Origin of the sequence: Lelliottia sp. F153, from assembly GCF_002870005.1 — a bacterium.
Classification (GTDB): domain Bacteria; phylum Pseudomonadota; class Gammaproteobacteria; order Enterobacterales; family Enterobacteriaceae; genus Enterobacter; species Enterobacter nimipressuralis.
This window is the reverse complement of record NZ_PKFT01000001.1, coordinates 1,244,951-1,260,632: the sequence shown is the minus strand read 5'-3', so window position 1 is coordinate 1,260,632 and position 15,682 is coordinate 1,244,951. Positions and strand designations below refer to the sequence as shown.

Genomic DNA, 15,682 nt, shown 5'->3' with positions numbered 1-15,682 from the left:
AGTTAAGACTTGGTTTGTTCTGACTGGCCACCGGCTGCGGCTTGTTGTTTATCGTCAGATTTGACTTCCTGCGCTTTCACCTGCGCGCCAGGACGTACTTTTTGCAAACCAGTGACAATCACGCGATCGCCATCTTTCAAACCGTCCGTCACCAGCCATTTGTCGCCAATCGCCTGCGTTGCAGTGATTTGACGCGTTTCGACTTTGTCATCCGCACCTACAACCAGCGCGCTGGCATCACCGCGTGGCGTACGTGTTACGCCCTGCTGTGGCACCAGAAGTGCGGTTGGGTTGGTGCCTTCTTCAAGACGGGCACGCACGAACATACCTGGCAACAGCGTGTGGTCAGGGTTCGGGAAGATAGCGCGTAAGGTGATAGAACCGGTGGTTTGATCGACGGTCACGTCAGAGAATTCCAGCGCGCCAGCCTGTGGGAATTTGATGCCATCGCTGGTCACCAGCTCCACTTTTGCTTTGCCGTTTTCTTGCTTCAGCGCACCGCTTGCCAGCTCTTGTTTCAGACGCAGGAAATCGTTGCTGGACTGCGTAACATCAACATAGATCGGATCAAGCTGCTGCACGGTAGCCAACGCAGTGGCCTGACCGTTCTGCACCAGCGCACCTTCGGTGACAGCTGATTTACCAATGCGACCGCTGATAGGGGAGGTCACTTTGGTGTACGCCAGGTTAATGCGTGCCGTTTCAACAGCGGCTTTTGCAGCGAGTACCGCAGCGTTAGCCTGTTGAGAATCGGCCAGCGCCGTGTCGTAATCCTGTTGGCTGATGTACTGCGTGCCGAGCAGCTTTTTATAACGGTTCAGGGTCACCTGAGAAATTTTGGCTGCCGCTTCGGCTTTCGCCAGGTCACCTTTCGCACTGTCGTACGAAGCCTGATAGGTTGCCGGATCAATCTGATACAGAGAAACACCCGCTTTGATATCACTACCCTCGGTGAAGTTACGTTTCAGGATAATGCCGCTAACCTGAGGACGAACTTCCGCAACGCGGTAAGCGCTTGTACGGCCTGGTAATTCTGTGGTGATTTGAAGAGGTTCAGTTTTCAGCGTAACGACACCGACTTCTGGCATCTGCTGTGCTCCTTGTTGAGCCTGTTTCTCATCACATCCTGTAAGCGCTAAGCCGCCTGAGAGCATCAGAACGATCGCCAGAGGCGTTAACCCTCTGTTTTTGTTCATATGTAAACCTCGAGTGTCCGATTTCAAATTGATCAATGGATCAAAAGTCCGCAAACCCATTGCTGCGTTTATATTATCGTCGTGCTATGGTACATACATTCATAAATGTATGTAAATCTGACTCCTGTAAATTCATTGACGTATGGCACGAAAAACCAAACAACAAGCGCTTGAGACACGTCAACACATCCTGGATGTGGCATTACGTCTGTTTTCGCAGCAGGGGGTTTCTTCAACCTCTCTGGCGCAGATTGCTCAGGCCGCTGGCGTCACACGGGGAGCGATTTACTGGCATTTCAAAAATAAGTCAGATTTATTCAGTGAAATTTGGGAGTTATCAGAATCCAGTATTACCGATCTTGAGACTGAGTATCGGGCAAAATTCCCTGACGATCCACTCTCAGTTCTGAGAGAAATTCTGGTCCATGTCCTTGAGGCGACGGTCATTGAAGAAAGACGCCGCCTGATGATGGAAATCATCTTCCATAAATGTGAGTTTGTCGGTGAAATGGCCGTAGTGCAACAGGCGCAGAGAAGCCTGTGTCTGGAGAGCTACGATCGCATCGAATATACTCTGAATCAATGCATTCAGGCGAATATGCTGCCGGAAAATTTACTGACCCGCCGCACCGCCATCCTGATGCGCAGCTATATCTCCGGGCTGATGGAAAACTGGCTGTTTGCCCCGCAGTCCTTTGACCTGAAACAAGAAGCACGCAGCTACGTCGCCATTTTGCTGGAGATGTGCCAGTTCTGCCCGACGTTGCGGATGGACCCGGGCGCGCTGCCAGCCTGATCGGCACCAGGAATTCTCCTGGAGGATTGCCTTCGCGCTATTCTGCTTTCACCCGCCGTGATATCCTTCGCACCAGACTATTCCCGGTCATTTCTGACATCAAATTCATCACTATGCTGCACTACACTCGCTCGCAAAACCCTGTTTTTGTCCTGATCTTCGCCGTGCTTTTTTTCTTCACTACGGCTTCTGCCGTTTACGCTCGCGCTGAGAATAACAGCGACGGCCCGACGCGTGCGGATGTTCAGTCTCAGCTCGATACGCTGAACAAACAAAAAGAGCTGACCCCGCAGGAAAAACTGATTCAGGCCGATCTGACCGAGACGCTCGAAACCCTTGATAAAATAGAGCGTGTTAAAACCGAAACCGCCCAGCTGCGACAGAAAGTGGCTGAAGCGCCGGAAAAAATGCGGCAGGCGACCGCCGCGCTGAATGCCCTGAGTGACGTCGATAACGACGACGAAACCCGCAAAACCCTGGCCACGCTCTCGTTGCGCCAGCTTGAATCCCGCATGACTCAGGTGCTCGATGACCTGCAGACCGGGCAGAGCGATCTCGCCACTTACAACAGCCAGCTGGTCTCGCTGCAAACCCAGCCGGAGCGCGTGCAGAATGCCATGTACTCGGCCTCTCAGCAGCTCCAGCAGATCCGCAACCGCCTGAATGGCACCACGCTCGGCGAGGGGGCGCTGCGCCCGACTCAGCAAACGTTGCTGCTGGCCCAGCAGACGCTGCTCAATGCGCAAATCGACCAGCAACGCAAAAGCCTTGAAGGCAATACCATTTTGCAGGATACGCTGCAAAAGCAACGGGATTATGTCACCGCCAATATTAATCGTCTGGAACACCAGCTCCAGCTCCTGCAGGAAGCGGTCAACAGTAAGCGCCTGACGCTAACCGAAAAAACCGCGCAGGAAGCCGTCTCGCCGGATGAAACCACCCGCATTCAGAACAACCCGCTGGTGAAGCAGGAGCTGGATGTGAACCATCAGCTCAGTCAGCGCCTGATTCAGGCTACCGAAAGCGGTAACTCGCTGGTTCAGCAAAATATCAAAGTGAAGAACTGGCTGGATCGCGCCCTGCAGGCCGAACGCAATATTAAAGAACAGATTGCGGTGCTCAAGGGCAGCCTGCTGTTATCGCGCATTCTGTATCAGCAACAACAGACGCTGCCCTCCGCCGACGAGCTGGAAGACATGACCAACCGCATCGCGGATTTGCGTCTGGAGCAGTTTGAAATCAACCAGCAGCGTGATGCGCTTTTCCAGAGCGACGCGTTTGTCGCCAAAGTGGAAGAGGGCCACACCAGCGAAGTGAACGACGAAGTGCACGACGCGCTGTTGCAGGTGGTGGATATGCGCCGCGAGCTACTCGACCAGCTCAACAAACAGTTGGGCAACCAGCTGATGATGGCGATTAACCTGCAAATCAACCAGCAGCAGCTGGTGAGCGTGTCGAAAAGCCTGAAAGAGATCCTCACCCAGCAAATCTTCTGGGTTAACAGCAACAAACCGATGGACTGGGACTGGCTGAAGTCCTTCCCGGAGGCGCTGAAATCCCAGATTAAGAGCATGAAAATCACCGTGAACTGGGAGAAAGCCTGGCCTGCGGTGATGATTGCCTTCCTGGCCGGGCTGCCGCTGCTGCTGATTGCGGGGCTGATCCGCTGGCGTCTCGGCTGGCTCAAAAAATATCAGGCGAAGCTCGCCCATGAAGTCGGGCAACTGCGCAACGACAGCCAGCTCCATACGCCAAAAGCGATTCTCATCGATCTGATCCGCGCCCTGCCGGTATGCCTGTTTATTCTGGCGGCGGGGCTGATTCTGCTGACGATGCAGCTCAACATCAGCGATCTGCTGTGGGCGTTCAGTAAAAAACTGGCGCTGTTCTGGCTGGTGTTTGGCCTGTGCTGGAAAGTGCTGGAAAAAGACGGCGTGGCGGTGCGTCACTTCTCAATGCCGGAGCAGCTCACCAGCCACTGGCGTCGCCAGATTGTGCGCGTGAGTCTGGCGCTGCTGCCGCTGCACTTCTGGTCCGTCGTGGCTGAACTTTCCCCGCTGCATCTGATGGATGACGTGCTGGGTCAGCTGGCGATTTTCCTCAACCTGCTGCTGATCGCCGTGCTGATGTGGCCAATGTGCCGCGACAGCTGGCGCGATAAAGAGTCGCATAATATTCGCCTGATCACCGTCACGGTGCTGGCGATTATTCCGCTGGCGCTGATGGTGCTCACCGCAACGGGCTACTTCTATACCACACTGCGCCTGTCGGGCCGCTGGATTGAAACCGTCTACCTGGTGATCCTCTGGAACCTGCTCTATCAGACGGTGCTGCGGGGGCTGAGCGTCGCGGCGCGCCGTATTGCCTATCGTCGCGCGCTGGCGCGTCGTCAGAATATGGTGAAGGAGGGCGCAGAAGGAGCGGAGCCACAGGAAGAGCCGACTATCGCGCTGGAGCAGGTCAACCAGCAGACGCTACGCATCACCATGCTGGTGATGGTGGCGCTGTTTGGCGTCATATTCTGGGCGATCTGGTCTGATTTAATCACCGTGTTTGCCTATCTCGACAGCATTACGCTGTGGCAATACAACGGCACCGAAGCCGGTGCGGCGGTGATGAAAAGCGTGACCATGGGCAGCCTGCTGTTCGCGCTGGTCTCATCGGTGGTCGCCTGGGCGTTAATTCGCAACTTACCGGGGCTGCTGGAAGTGCTGGTGCTGTCGCGCCTGAATATGCGCCAGGGTTCGTCTTACGCCATCACCACTATTTTAAACTATGTGATTCTGGTGGTCGGAGCGATGACCGTCTTCGGCTCGCTGGGTGTTTCATGGGATAAACTGCAGTGGCTGGCCGCCGCTCTGTCGGTCGGTCTGGGCTTTGGTTTGCAGGAGATCTTCGGTAACTTCGTCTCCGGTCTGATCATTCTGTTCGAACGCCCGGTGCGTATCGGCGATACGGTCACCATTGGCACGTTCTCCGGGACGGTCAGCAAGATCCGCATCCGCGCGACGACAATTACCGACTTCGATCGCAAAGAGGTGATCATCCCGAACAAAGCCTTCGTCACGGAACGTCTGATCAACTGGTCGCTCTCCGACACCATCACCCGCGTGGTGATCCGCCTCGGCGTGGCGTACGGATCGGATCTGGATAAAGTGAAAGAGGTGCTGCTGCGGGCCGCAACGGAACATCCGAAAGTGATGCACGATCCCGCGCCGTCCGTCTTCTTTACCACCTTCGGGGCGAGCACCCTGGATCACGAGCTGCGTTTATACGTGCGAGAGCTGCGCGATCGCAGCTATGCGGTGGACGAACTGAACCGCACCATCGATCGTCTGTGCCGTGAAAACGACATTAATATCGCCTTCAACCAGCTTGAAGTGCATCTGCGCAATGAGAAGGGCGACGAGCATACGGAAGTGAAGCGCGAGATGAAAGGCGACGATCCAACACCAGCCTAATCGAACGCCTTCTTCTTCAAGTTCAAGGAAGAGGGTCAGGGTGAGGGCGGTCGTCCCTCACTTTCCCTTCGAAATCGCGCCGCACAATCTCCAGCGCTTTCAGCACCGTCTCTGCCGGCAGATCATGATTTTCCAGCAGCATAATCAGATCGACGGCCAGTTTGACTTCGTCGGGGGCGTTTTCAAGCGACATGTTCAGCTCCATTTAGCGGGTCATACGCGCAATTACGCGCTCTATCTCATCCAGCGCCTGACGGCAGCGGGTGAGTCGTCCTTCCAGGGCGGAAATTTCCCGCATCAAACGCTGCTGCTCTTCCAGGGTTTCGCTCCCTTTCAGCTGTTGTTCGCGTGCGTTTTTCATCGCATAGAGACGACGTTCAAAATCCTGATGCTCCAGCCGCTTGCGCTGCCATTTTGCCGCGCCAGGCGAGGGCGTGTCCCACGCGCGAAGCGGCCAGGCGGTCATCTCCCGGTGCAGAGCGGTTATCTGTTCCACTAGATGGTCAGCCAGCCACGCCACCTGCTCGCGTTGCTGACTCTCCACGGCGTGACGCAGCTCATCAAGATTATGTTGGGCTTCATCGAGATAATCTTTTATCAACGTACTGCGTGTACGAAACAGCTGCCGGTCAAAGCGTGGTTTCAGCGTCGCATGCTGCAGCAGCGGTGATGCCTGCGCGCGCAGGGCAATCAGCTGATTTTGCAGCGTCTCTAAAAGCAAGGCTGTTTTCAATACGCTCTCCAGTGGTAAAGTAGCCGTTCAGTTTTGATAACGATTCGCATTATGAAGCGTACTATTTTAATCATCATTGGCTGGCTTGCGGTAGTGCTGGGTACGCTTGGCGTGGTTTTGCCGCTGCTGCCCACGACGCCCTTTATTCTGCTGGCGGCCTGGTGTTTTGCCCGCTCGTCGCCGCGCTTTCACCAGTGGCTGCTCTATCGCTCGTGGTTTGGCGGCTATCTGCGCCACTGGCAACAATACCGGGCGATGCCGCCTGGCGCAAAGCCTCGCGCAATTGCGGTGATCCTCGTGACCTTCGCTATTTCATTATGGCTGGTGAAGATGATGTGGGTGCGAATCCTGCTGCTGGTGATCCTCTCCTGTCTGCTTTTCTTTATGTGGCGAATCCCCGTCGTTGATGAAAAGCAACAAAAGCACTGAAGTGCAATGATGGCTGTTGCAATTATCCCGCGCAGCCAGTAAATTCGACCGTTTTCGAGCACAGGTGCGCCTGGTCAAAAGTTAATCACTTGTTACTTTGACCATCATGTTATGCGCGCCGTGAGTAACACCGTTTTTAACCAGGCATACATTTATGACCGCGACTGCGCAGCAGCTTGAATTTCTGAAAAACAGCATCAAAAGCATCCAGGACTATCCAAAACCTGGCATTCTTTTCCGTGATGTCACCAGCTTGCTGGAAGACCCGAAAGCGTACGCACTCAGCATTGAACTGCTGGTTGAGCGTTATAAAAACGCCGGGATCACCAAAGTAGTAGGGACGGAAGCGCGTGGCTTCCTGTTCGGCGCACCGGTTGCGCTGGCAATGGGCGTGGGCTTTGTGCCGGTTCGTAAACCGCGCAAACTGCCGCGTGAAACCATTGCCGAGAGCTATGAGCTGGAGTACGGCACCGATCAGCTGGAAATTCACGTGGATGCGATCAAGCCGGGTGACAAAGTGCTGGTGGTGGACGATCTGCTGGCCACTGGCGGTACGATCGAAGCGACCGTGAAGCTGATCCGTCGTCTGGGTGGCGAAGTGACCGATGCGGCCTTCATCATCAATCTGTTCGATCTCGGCGGCGAACAGCGCCTGGAAAAACAGGGTATCACCAGCTACAGCCTGGTCCCTTTCCCGGGTCATTAATCCCTCATCCCGCAACCTCGCCCAATGGGTGAGGTTGTGTTAGCATTACCCCCCTGAATATCCACCTTCCAGCGTTGCAGAGCCTGCCCATGAGTTATCAGGTGTTAGCCCGAAAGTGGCGACCCCAAACCTTCGCTGACGTCGTCGGCCAGGAACATGTGCTGACCGCCCTGGCGAACGGTTTATCGCTAGGACGCATCCATCACGCGTATCTTTTCTCCGGCACGCGCGGCGTCGGTAAAACCTCTATTGCCCGTTTGCTGGCAAAAGGCCTCAACTGCGAAACCGGGATCACCGCCACACCTTGTGGTGTGTGTGATAACTGCCGGGAGATCGAGCAGGGGCGTTTTGTCGATCTCATCGAAATCGATGCCGCGTCGCGCACCAAGGTCGAAGATACCCGCGATCTGCTGGATAACGTGCAGTACGCGCCGGCGCGTGGTCGCTTCAAGGTCTATCTGATCGATGAAGTCCACATGCTGTCGCGCCACAGTTTTAACGCCCTGCTGAAAACGCTGGAAGAGCCGCCATCGCACGTTAAATTCCTGCTGGCGACGACCGATCCGCAAAAACTGCCGGTCACGATCCTGTCGCGCTGTCTGCAGTTCCATCTGAAGGCGCTCGATGTCGATCAGATCCGCGCGCAGCTCGAGCACATCCTCGATGAAGAGAAGATCAATCACGAACCGCGTGCGCTGCAACTGCTGGCCCGCGCGGCGGATGGCAGTCTGCGTGACGCATTAAGTCTGACCGATCAGGCGATTGCCAGCGGCGATGGCCAGCTCTCGACCGAGGCGGTGAGCACCATGCTCGGCACCCTCGACGACGATCAGGCCCTGTCGCTGATTGAAGCCATCATCGAAGCCAACGGCGAACGCGCCATGTCTTTGGTGAACGTCGCGGCCTCTCGCGGCGTGGAGTGGGAAGCACTGCTGGTCGAAATGCTGGCGCTGCTGCATCGCGTGGCAATGCTGCAACTTTCCCCGTCGGCGATCGGCGCTGACATGGCGACGATTGAACAGCGAATGCGTGAGCTTGCGCGCACGGTTCCACCGGCTGACGTACAGCTTTACTACCAGACGTTACTGATTGGCCGCAAAGAGCTGCCGTTCGCACCGGACCGCCGCATGGGCGTCGAAATGACGCTGCTGCGTGCCCTGGCGTTCCATCCGCGAATGCCGCTCCCCGAGCCTGAAGTGCCGCGACAATCCTACGCCCCCGTCGCACCGACGGCGGTGATGACGCCGCCACCGATGCCGCAACACGCAGCGCCACCGCCTGGGCCGGACGTTCCGCTGCCGGATGCCACCAGTTCGGTGCTCGCCGCGCGCAGTCAGCTACAGCGTGCGCAGGGAGCAACCAAACCAAAAAAGAGTGAACCGGCAGCGCCAGGAAGAGCGCGGCCGGTTAACAACGCCGCACTCGAACGACTGGCATCGGTAACGGAGCGCGTCCAGTCGCGCCCGTCACCGTCGGCGCTCGAACAAAAAGCCCCGGCGAAGAAAGAGGCTTACCGCTGGAAAGCGACGACCATCACCGAAGAGGTGAAGGTAGAAGTCGCCACGCCAAAAGCGCTGAAGAAAGCGCTGGAGCATGATAAAACGCCGGAGCTTTCCGCGAAACTTGCGGCGGAATCCCTTGAGCGTGACGCCTGGGCCGCAGAGGTCAGCCAGTTAAAGCTGCCGAAACTGGTCGAGCAGGTCGCGCTCAACGCCTGGAAAGAGCAGGACGGAAATCATATCTGTCTGCATCTGCGTCCGGGCCAGCGTCACCTTAATTCCGCCAGCGCACAACAGGTGCTGGCTGAGGCGCTCTCCACATTACAGGGCGCGCCGGTTGAATTGACTATCATTGAAGATGATAATCCGGCGATGCGCACGCCGCTGGAGTGGCGTCAGGCAATTTATGAAGAGAAGCTCGCGCAGGCGCGCGAGTCGATTATTGCGGATAACAACATCCAGACCCTGCGCCGTTTCTTCGACGCCGATCTGGATGAAGAGAGTATCCGTCCCATTTGACCGTGAGTCAGACTCCCGGTCGTTGTCCTTAACGTGACTACTTAAGAGAGAAGCCTATGTTTGGTGGTAAAGGCGGTCTGGGTAACCTGATGAAACAGGCCCAGCAGATGCAAGACAAAATGCAGAAAATGCAGGAAGAGATCGCACAGCTGGAAGTCACTGGCGAATCCGGTGCAGGTCTGGTCAAAGTGACCATCAACGGCGCGCATAACTGCCGTCGCGTGGAAATTGACCCAAGCCTGCTCGAAGACGACAAAGATATGCTGGAAGATCTGGTCGCTGCCGCATTTAACGATGCCGCGCGCCGTATCGACGAAACCCAGAAAGAGAAAATGGCCTCTGTCTCCTCCGGGATGCAGCTGCCGCCAGGCTTTAAGATGCCGTTCTGATGCAAACCAGTCCGCTGCTCACGCAGTTAATGGAAGCGTTGCGCTGCCTGCCGGGCGTTGGCCCGAAATCAGCGCAACGCATGGCGTTTACGCTTTTACAGCGCGACCGCAGCGGCGGGATGCGCCTGGCGCAGGCACTCACCCGCGCCATGTCGGAAATCGGTCACTGTGCGGACTGCCGTACCTTTACCGAGCAGGATGTGTGCAATATCTGTTCGAACCCGCGTCGTCAGGAAAACGGTCTGATTTGCGTGGTGGAGAGTCCGGCGGACATCTACGCCATTGAGCAAACCGGGCAGTTTTCGGGCCGCTATTTCGTGCTGATGGGCCATCTCTCTCCGCTGGATGGCATTGGCCCTGACGATATCGGTCTCGATCGCCTTGAGCAGCGTCTGGAATCCGAGACGTTGACCGAAGTGATCCTCGCCACCAACCCGACGGTGGAAGGCGAAGCGACCGCGAACTACATCGGTGAACTGTGCGCGCAGTACGGCGTGCAGGCCAGTCGAATCGCCCACGGCGTGCCGGTTGGCGGTGAGCTGGAAATGGTAGACGGCACCACGCTGTCTCACTCTCTGGCTGGGCGTCACAAGCTTATTTTCTGACCAAACGGAGGCTGGAACCCTGGCCTCCGCTTGAAATTCTTCCCCGCGATCCCCATCTCACTCTCAACGTGTTCAAACCCCATTAAATGGCATTGTTGAGGTCGATCTAGATGAAAGGACAAGAAACCCGTGGTTTCCAGTCAGAAGTAAAACAGCTTCTGCACCTGATGATCCATTCCCTGTATTCCAATAAAGAAATCTTCCTGCGTGAGCTTATCTCGAACGCCTCAGATGCGGCGGACAAACTGCGTTTTCGCGCGCTGTCCAATCCGGATCTGTATGAAGGTGACGGCGAGCTGCGCGTGCGCGTCTCTTTTGACAAAGAAAACCGCACCCTGACCATTGCCGACAACGGTATTGGTATGAACCGCGACGAGGTGATCGATCATCTCGGGACCATCGCGAAATCGGGCACCAAATCCTTCCTCGAGTCCATGGGCTCCGATCAGGCGAAAGACAGCCAGCTGATCGGCCAGTTCGGCGTGGGCTTCTACTCCGCCTTTATCGTGGCCGACAAAGTGACCGTGCGCACCCGTGCTGCGGGCGATAGCGCAGAAAACGGCGTGTTCTGGGAATCTCACGGTGAAGGTGAATACACCGTTGATGACATCACCAAAGCCGATCGCGGGACCGAGATCACCCTGCATCTGCGCGAAGGCGAAGACGATTTCCTGAATGACTGGCGCGTGCGCTCCATCATCGGCAAATACTCCGACCACATCGCGCTGCCGGTAGAGATCGAAAAAACCGAAGAAGTCGACGGCGAAACCGTAGTTTCATGGGAAAAAATTAACAAAGCCCAGGCGCTGTGGACGCGTAACAAGTCTGAGATTAAAGACGACGAATATAACGAATTCTACAAGCACATCGCCCACGACTTTACCGATCCGCTGACCTGGAGCCACAACCGCGTGGAAGGGAAGCAGGAGTACACCAGCCTGCTGTACATCCCGGCCCAGGCGCCGTGGGATATGTGGAACCGCGATCACAAGCACGGCCTGAAGCTGTACGTGCAGCGCGTGTTCATCATGGACGACGCCGAGCAGTTTATGCCGAACTACCTGCGCTTTGTGCGTGGTCTGATAGATTCCAACGATCTGCCGCTGAACGTCTCTCGTGAAATCCTGCAGGACAGCACCGTCACGCGTAACCTGCGTAACGCTCTGACCAAACGCTCCCTGCAGATGCTCGAGAAACTGGCGAAAGACGACGCTGAAAAATACCAGACCTTCTGGAAACAGTTCGGCCTGGTGCTGAAAGAAGGCCCGGCGGAAGATTCGTCGAACGTGGAAGCCATCGCCAAACTGCTGCGCTTCGCCTCTACGCACACTGACTCTTCCGAGCAGACGGTCTCTCTCGAAGAGTATGTGTCCCGCATGAAAGAAGGGCAGGAGAAGATCTACTACATCACCGCAGACAGCTATGCCGCCGCGAAGAGCAGCCCGCATCTGGAACTGCTGCGTAAGAAAGGCATCGAAGTCCTGCTGCTTTCCGACCGCATCGATGAGTGGATGATGAACTACCTGACCGAGTTCGACGGTAAATCCTTCCAGTCCGTGGCGAAAGCTGACGAATCTATCGACAAGCTGGCGGATGAAGTCGACGAAACGGCGAAAGAGGCGGAAAAGGCGCTGGAGCCATTCGTTGAGCGTGTGAAAACCCTGCTGGGCGATCGCGTGAAAGAGGTGCGTTTCACCCACCGTCTGACCGATACCCCGGCGATTGTGACCACCGATGCGGATGAAATGGGCACCCAGATGGCGAAACTGTTCGCCGCTGCGGGCCAGGCGATCCCTGAAGTGAAATACATCTTTGAACTGAACCCGGATCACCCGCTGGTTAAACGCGCGGCGGATACCCAGGACGAAACGCAGTTTAAAGAGTGGGTTGAGCTGCTGCTGGATCAATCCCTGCTGGCCGAGCGCGGCACACTGGAAGATCCAAACCTGTTCATCAAACGTGTGAATGCGCTGTTGATGGCGTAATCACCCGGCCTCCCCTGGTCTTCTCCTTCTCCCCGAGGGAAAGGGCCAGGGTGAGGGCACCAAACCGCACTAACCTAAATAATCTCCCCCGTTAACCGTTTCAGCCGTCCCGCCTTCCTTGAGCGATACCCGTTCTGATGGTATTGTTTAGCGCTTTTTGAAATATTGAACCAACTTTTGAGGGGATTTTCGCAATGCGTATTATTCTGCTTGGCGCTCCGGGCGCGGGTAAAGGAACTCAGGCTCAGTTCATCATGGAGAAATACGGTATTCCGCAAATCTCTACGGGTGACATGCTGCGTGCCGCTGTTAAATCTGGCTCCGAGCTGGGCAAACAAGCGAAAGACATTATGGACGCGGGCAAACTGGTGACTGATGAACTGGTTATCGCACTGGTAAAAGAACGCATCACTCAGGAAGATTGCCGCAACGGTTTCCTGCTGGACGGCTTCCCGCGTACTATTCCGCAGGCTGACGCCATGAAAGAAGCGGGCATCAACGTGGATTACGTTCTGGAATTCGACGTGCCTGACGAACTCATCGTTGACCGCATCATCGGTCGTCGCGTTCACGCTGCTTCCGGCCGCGTTTACCACATCAAATTCAATCCACCGAAAGTGGAAGGCAAAGACGACGTGACTGGCGAAGAGCTGACCACGCGTAAAGACGATCAGGAAGAGACCGTGCGTAAACGCCTGGTGGAATACCATCAGATGACCGCACCACTGATCGGCTACTATTCGAAAGAGGCGCAGTCCGGTAACACCAAATACGCGAAAGTTGACGGCACCAAAGCCGTGGCTGACGTGCGCGCAGAGCTGGAAAAAATCCTCGGCTAATGTGCGATTTATCCGGCCTGCTTAGAATTCTGTAGGCCGGATAGGCGTTTACGCCATCCTCCGACAATCCCCGCTCCACCTATTGCTGCAATGGGTTCCGTTTCCCCGCTTTTCAGTTACAATCATTAGCTATTCAAATGGTTAAGAGGCGTGAATGAGTCAGGCGAAAACCGGCATCCTGCTTGCCAATCTGGGCACTCCAGAAGCACCTACCCCTGCGGCAGTTAAACGTTATCTGCGACAGTTTTTAAGCGACTCCCGCGTGGTGGATACGCCAAAATTGCTGTGGTGGCCGCTGTTGCGCGGTGTCATTCTGCCGATTCGTTCCCCCCGTGTGGCTAAACTCTACCAGTCTGTGTGGATGGAAGAGGGCTCGCCGCTGATGGTCTACAGCCGTCGTCAGGAAAAAGCGCTGGCCGCCCGTTTACCGGATATGCCCGTCGCCCTCGGAATGAGCTACGGCAAACCGTCGCTGGAAAGCGCGGTCGACGAACTGCTTTCGCAGGACGTGGATCATATCGTGGTGCTGGCCCTCTATCCGCAATACTCCTGCTCGACGGTGGCCGCCGTCTGGGACGAACTGGCGCGCATTCTTGCCACCCGTCGCCGTATTCCGGGTATTACCTTTATCCGCGATTACGCCGAAAACGAGCTGTATATCGCGGCGCTGGTCAGCAGTGCGCGCGCCTCGTTTGAAAAACACGGCGAGCCGGATCTGCTGCTGCTCTCCTACCACGGTATTCCGCAGCGGTACGCCGATGAAGGCGATGACTATCCACAGCGCTGTCGCGACACCACCCGCGAGCTGGTTTCTGCTCTCGGACTGCCGCCGGAAAAGGTGATGATGACCTTCCAGTCGCGCTTTGGCCGTGAGCCGTGGCTGACGCCATACACCGATGAAACGCTCAAAATGCTGGGCGAGAAGGGCGTGAAACATGTTCAGGTGATGTCGCCGGGCTTCTCGGCGGACTGCCTCGAAACCCTGGAGGAGATCGCGGTACAAAACCGGGAGTTCTTCCTCGAAGCGGGCGGCACGAAGTATGAATATATTCCGGCACTTAACGACTCACCGGAACATATTGAGATGATGGCGGCGCTGGTGACCGGCAGCCGCTAATCGCGCATTGGGCCGGGTTTGTGCTACCATTTCCGGCCCAATAGTCACTCGCAGCCCTGATCATGAAATTTCCCGGTAAACGCAAGTCCAAACACTATTTCCCCGTCAATGCCCGCGATCCGCTGCTGCAACAAATTCAGCCGGTCAAAGAAACTAACGCAGCCTGGGTGGTCGGTATCGATCAGACGCTGGTGGATATCGAAGCAAAAGTGGATGATGCGTTTGTCGCACGTTATGGGCTGAGTTCCGGGCATTCGCTGGTGATCGAAGATGATGTCGCCGAAGCCCTGTATCAGGAGCTGGTGCGCGAAAACCTGATCACGCATCAGTTTGCTGGTGGCACCATCGGCAATACCATGCACAACTATTCGGTGCTGGCCGATGACCGCTCAGTCTTACTGGGCGTTATGTGCCGTAATATCGAAATCGGTGGCTACGCCTACCGCTACCTCTGCAACACCTCCAGCCGTACCGATCTGAACTACCTGCAGGGCGTCGATGGCGCCATTGGCCGCTGCTTTACGCTGATCAGCGACGCCGGCGAGCGAACCTTTGCCATCAGCCCTGGGCACATGAACAAACTGCGCGCGGAAAGTATTCCGGAAGAGGTGATTGCCGGTGCCTCCGCGCTGGTGCTTACCTCCTATCTGGTACGCTGCAAGCCCGGCGAACCGATGCCGGAAGCGACCATGAAGGCGGTGGAGTACGCGAAGAAATACAACGTGCCGGTGGTGCTGACGCTGGGCACCAAGTTTGTGATCGCCGATAACCCGGAGTGGTGGCAGGCGTTCCTGAAAGAGCACGTCTCGATTCTGGCGATGAACGAAGAAGAGGCTGAAGCCCTGACGGGTGAAAGTGACCCGCTGCTGGCCGCCGATAAGGCGCTGGACTGGGTAGACCTGGTGCTCTGCACCGCAGGCCCGATCGGGCTGTTTATGGCCGGGTTTACCGAAGAAGAGAACAAACGCAAAACCCAGCACCCGCTGTTACCAGGGGCGATTGCCGAGTTCAACCAGTACGAGTTTAGCCGCGCGATGCGCCACAAAGATTGCGTAAATCCGCTGCGTATTTTCTCGCACATTGCCCCGTACATGGGCGGACCCGAGAAGATCATGAACACCAATGGCGCAGGCGATGGCGCGCTGGCCGCCCTGTTGCACGACATCACTGCGAACGCCTATCATCGCACCAACGTCCCTAATTCGAGCAAACACCAGTTGAACTGGCTGACCTATTCGTCGCTGGCGCAGGTGTGTAAGTACGCGAACCGCGTGAGCTATCAGGTGCTGAATCAGCACTCACCGCGTTTAACGCGTGGCTTGCCGGAACGGGAAGACAGTCTGGAAGAGTCGTACTGGGATCGTTGATGGTTTCCCTCCCCCTGGCGGTGAGGGAAGATTGTTCCCCC

At 56.3% G+C, this 15,682-nt stretch carries 14 protein-coding genes and 1 other annotated feature; of the genes, 11 read left to right on the top strand and 3 right to left on the bottom strand.

Features of this window, described 5'->3' with window-relative positions:
- Window positions 1-2: 2 nt before the first annotated feature.
- Window positions 3-1,196, bottom strand: a complete 1,194-nt coding sequence (acrA, locus tag F153LOC_RS05995) for a multidrug efflux RND transporter periplasmic adaptor subunit AcrA (protein ID WP_100777372.1) — start codon at window positions 1,194-1,196, stop codon at window positions 3-5.
- 142 nt (window positions 1,197-1,338) lie between these two features.
- On the opposite strand from acrA, the gene acrR reads away from it, so the two are divergent.
- A complete protein-coding gene (acrR, locus tag F153LOC_RS05990; RefSeq protein WP_102104271.1) occupies window positions 1,339-1,992 on the top strand; it encodes a multidrug efflux transporter transcriptional repressor AcrR in 654 nt (217 codons plus the stop codon).
- Window positions 1,993-2,099: 107 nt separating this feature from the next.
- Entirely contained in the window at window positions 2,100-5,453 is a 3,354-nt protein-coding gene (gene mscK, locus F153LOC_RS05985; protein WP_102104411.1) for a mechanosensitive channel MscK, read from the top strand.
- Window positions 5,454-5,475: 22 nt separating this feature from the next.
- Here mscK and rsmS read toward each other — a convergent pair whose 3' ends face one another.
- Window positions 5,476-5,646, bottom strand: coding sequence for a pleiotropic regulatory protein RsmS (gene rsmS / locus F153LOC_RS05980; RefSeq protein WP_100777370.1), 171 nt, complete (start codon window positions 5,644-5,646; stop codon window positions 5,476-5,478).
- 12 nt (window positions 5,647-5,658) lie between these two features.
- Window positions 5,659-6,186, bottom strand: coding sequence for a primosomal replication protein N'' (priC, locus tag F153LOC_RS05975; RefSeq protein ID WP_102104270.1), 528 nt, complete (start codon window positions 6,184-6,186; stop codon window positions 5,659-5,661).
- Window positions 6,187-6,237: 51 nt separating this feature from the next.
- Between priC and F153LOC_RS05970 the strand changes: the two genes are divergently transcribed.
- The 9 genes from F153LOC_RS05970 (at window position 6,238) to F153LOC_RS05925 (ending at window position 15,641) form a co-directional block, all read left to right on the top strand.
- Complete coding sequence (locus F153LOC_RS05970) at window positions 6,238-6,615, top strand: DUF454 family protein (protein ID WP_100777368.1); 378 nt, start codon at window positions 6,238-6,240, stop codon at window positions 6,613-6,615.
- A gap of 154 nt (window positions 6,616-6,769) precedes the next feature.
- Window positions 6,770-7,321: an adenine phosphoribosyltransferase gene (gene apt / locus F153LOC_RS05960; protein WP_010428187.1), complete on the top strand. Its 552-nt coding sequence runs from the start codon at window positions 6,770-6,772 to the stop codon at window positions 7,319-7,321.
- A gap of 89 nt (window positions 7,322-7,410) precedes the next feature.
- Window positions 7,411-9,339 (top strand): DNA polymerase III subunit gamma/tau, encoded by a 1,929-nt coding sequence (gene dnaX, locus F153LOC_RS05955; protein WP_102104269.1) that lies wholly within the window; start codon window positions 7,411-7,413, stop codon window positions 9,337-9,339.
- Window positions 8,669-8,733: a sequence feature (DnaX frameshifting element), on the top strand. Its footprint overlaps the gene before it by 65 nt.
- 56 nt (window positions 9,340-9,395) lie before the next feature.
- Entirely contained in the window at window positions 9,396-9,728 is a 333-nt protein-coding gene (locus F153LOC_RS05950) for a YbaB/EbfC family nucleoid-associated protein (RefSeq protein WP_052283815.1), read from the top strand.
- On the top strand, window positions 9,728-10,333 hold the full coding sequence (gene recR, locus F153LOC_RS05945) for a recombination mediator RecR (protein WP_100777366.1): 606 nt from the start codon (window positions 9,728-9,730) through the stop codon (window positions 10,331-10,333). Before F153LOC_RS05950 ends, recR begins: the two co-directional genes overlap by 1 nt.
- Before the next feature lie 110 nt (window positions 10,334-10,443).
- Complete coding sequence (gene htpG, locus F153LOC_RS05940) at window positions 10,444-12,318, top strand: molecular chaperone HtpG (RefSeq protein WP_102104268.1); 1,875 nt, start codon at window positions 10,444-10,446, stop codon at window positions 12,316-12,318.
- A 194-nt stretch (window positions 12,319-12,512) separates the two neighbouring features.
- Window positions 12,513-13,157: an adenylate kinase gene (gene adk / locus F153LOC_RS05935; protein ID WP_100777364.1), complete on the top strand. Its 645-nt coding sequence runs from the start codon at window positions 12,513-12,515 to the stop codon at window positions 13,155-13,157.
- Between the two features lie 154 nt (window positions 13,158-13,311).
- Entirely contained in the window at window positions 13,312-14,274 is a 963-nt protein-coding gene (gene hemH, locus F153LOC_RS05930) for a ferrochelatase (protein WP_102104267.1), read from the top strand.
- A gap of 62 nt (window positions 14,275-14,336) precedes the next feature.
- A complete protein-coding gene (locus F153LOC_RS05925) occupies window positions 14,337-15,641 on the top strand; it encodes an inosine/guanosine kinase (RefSeq protein WP_100777362.1) in 1,305 nt (434 codons plus the stop codon).
- Window positions 15,642-15,682 lie beyond the last annotated feature (41 nt).

What these genes read in the sequence shown, in the direction of transcription:
- acrA (WP_100777372.1), bottom strand. Translation starts at nt 1,196, where the DNA reads ATGAACAAAAACAGAGGGTTAACGCCTCTGGCGATCGTTCTGATGCTC.
- acrR (WP_102104271.1), top strand. Translation starts at nt 1,339, where the DNA reads ATGGCACGAAAAACCAAACAACAAGCGCTTGAGACACGTCAACACATC.
- rsmS (WP_100777370.1), bottom strand. Translation starts at nt 5,646, where the DNA reads ATGTCGCTTGAAAACGCCCCCGACGAAGTCAAACTGGCCGTCGATCTG.
- F153LOC_RS05970 (WP_100777368.1), top strand. Translation starts at nt 6,238, where the DNA reads ATGAAGCGTACTATTTTAATCATCATTGGCTGGCTTGCGGTAGTGCTG.
- apt (WP_010428187.1), top strand. Translation starts at nt 6,770, where the DNA reads ATGACCGCGACTGCGCAGCAGCTTGAATTTCTGAAAAACAGCATCAAA.
- dnaX (WP_102104269.1), top strand. Translation starts at nt 7,411, where the DNA reads ATGAGTTATCAGGTGTTAGCCCGAAAGTGGCGACCCCAAACCTTCGCT.
- F153LOC_RS05950 (WP_052283815.1), top strand. Translation starts at nt 9,396, where the DNA reads ATGTTTGGTGGTAAAGGCGGTCTGGGTAACCTGATGAAACAGGCCCAG.
- recR (WP_100777366.1), top strand. Translation starts at nt 9,728, where the DNA reads ATGCAAACCAGTCCGCTGCTCACGCAGTTAATGGAAGCGTTGCGCTGC.
- htpG (WP_102104268.1), top strand. Translation starts at nt 10,444, where the DNA reads ATGAAAGGACAAGAAACCCGTGGTTTCCAGTCAGAAGTAAAACAGCTT.
- adk (WP_100777364.1), top strand. Translation starts at nt 12,513, where the DNA reads ATGCGTATTATTCTGCTTGGCGCTCCGGGCGCGGGTAAAGGAACTCAG.
- hemH (WP_102104267.1), top strand. Translation starts at nt 13,312, where the DNA reads ATGAGTCAGGCGAAAACCGGCATCCTGCTTGCCAATCTGGGCACTCCA.
- F153LOC_RS05925 (WP_100777362.1), top strand. Translation starts at nt 14,337, where the DNA reads ATGAAATTTCCCGGTAAACGCAAGTCCAAACACTATTTCCCCGTCAAT.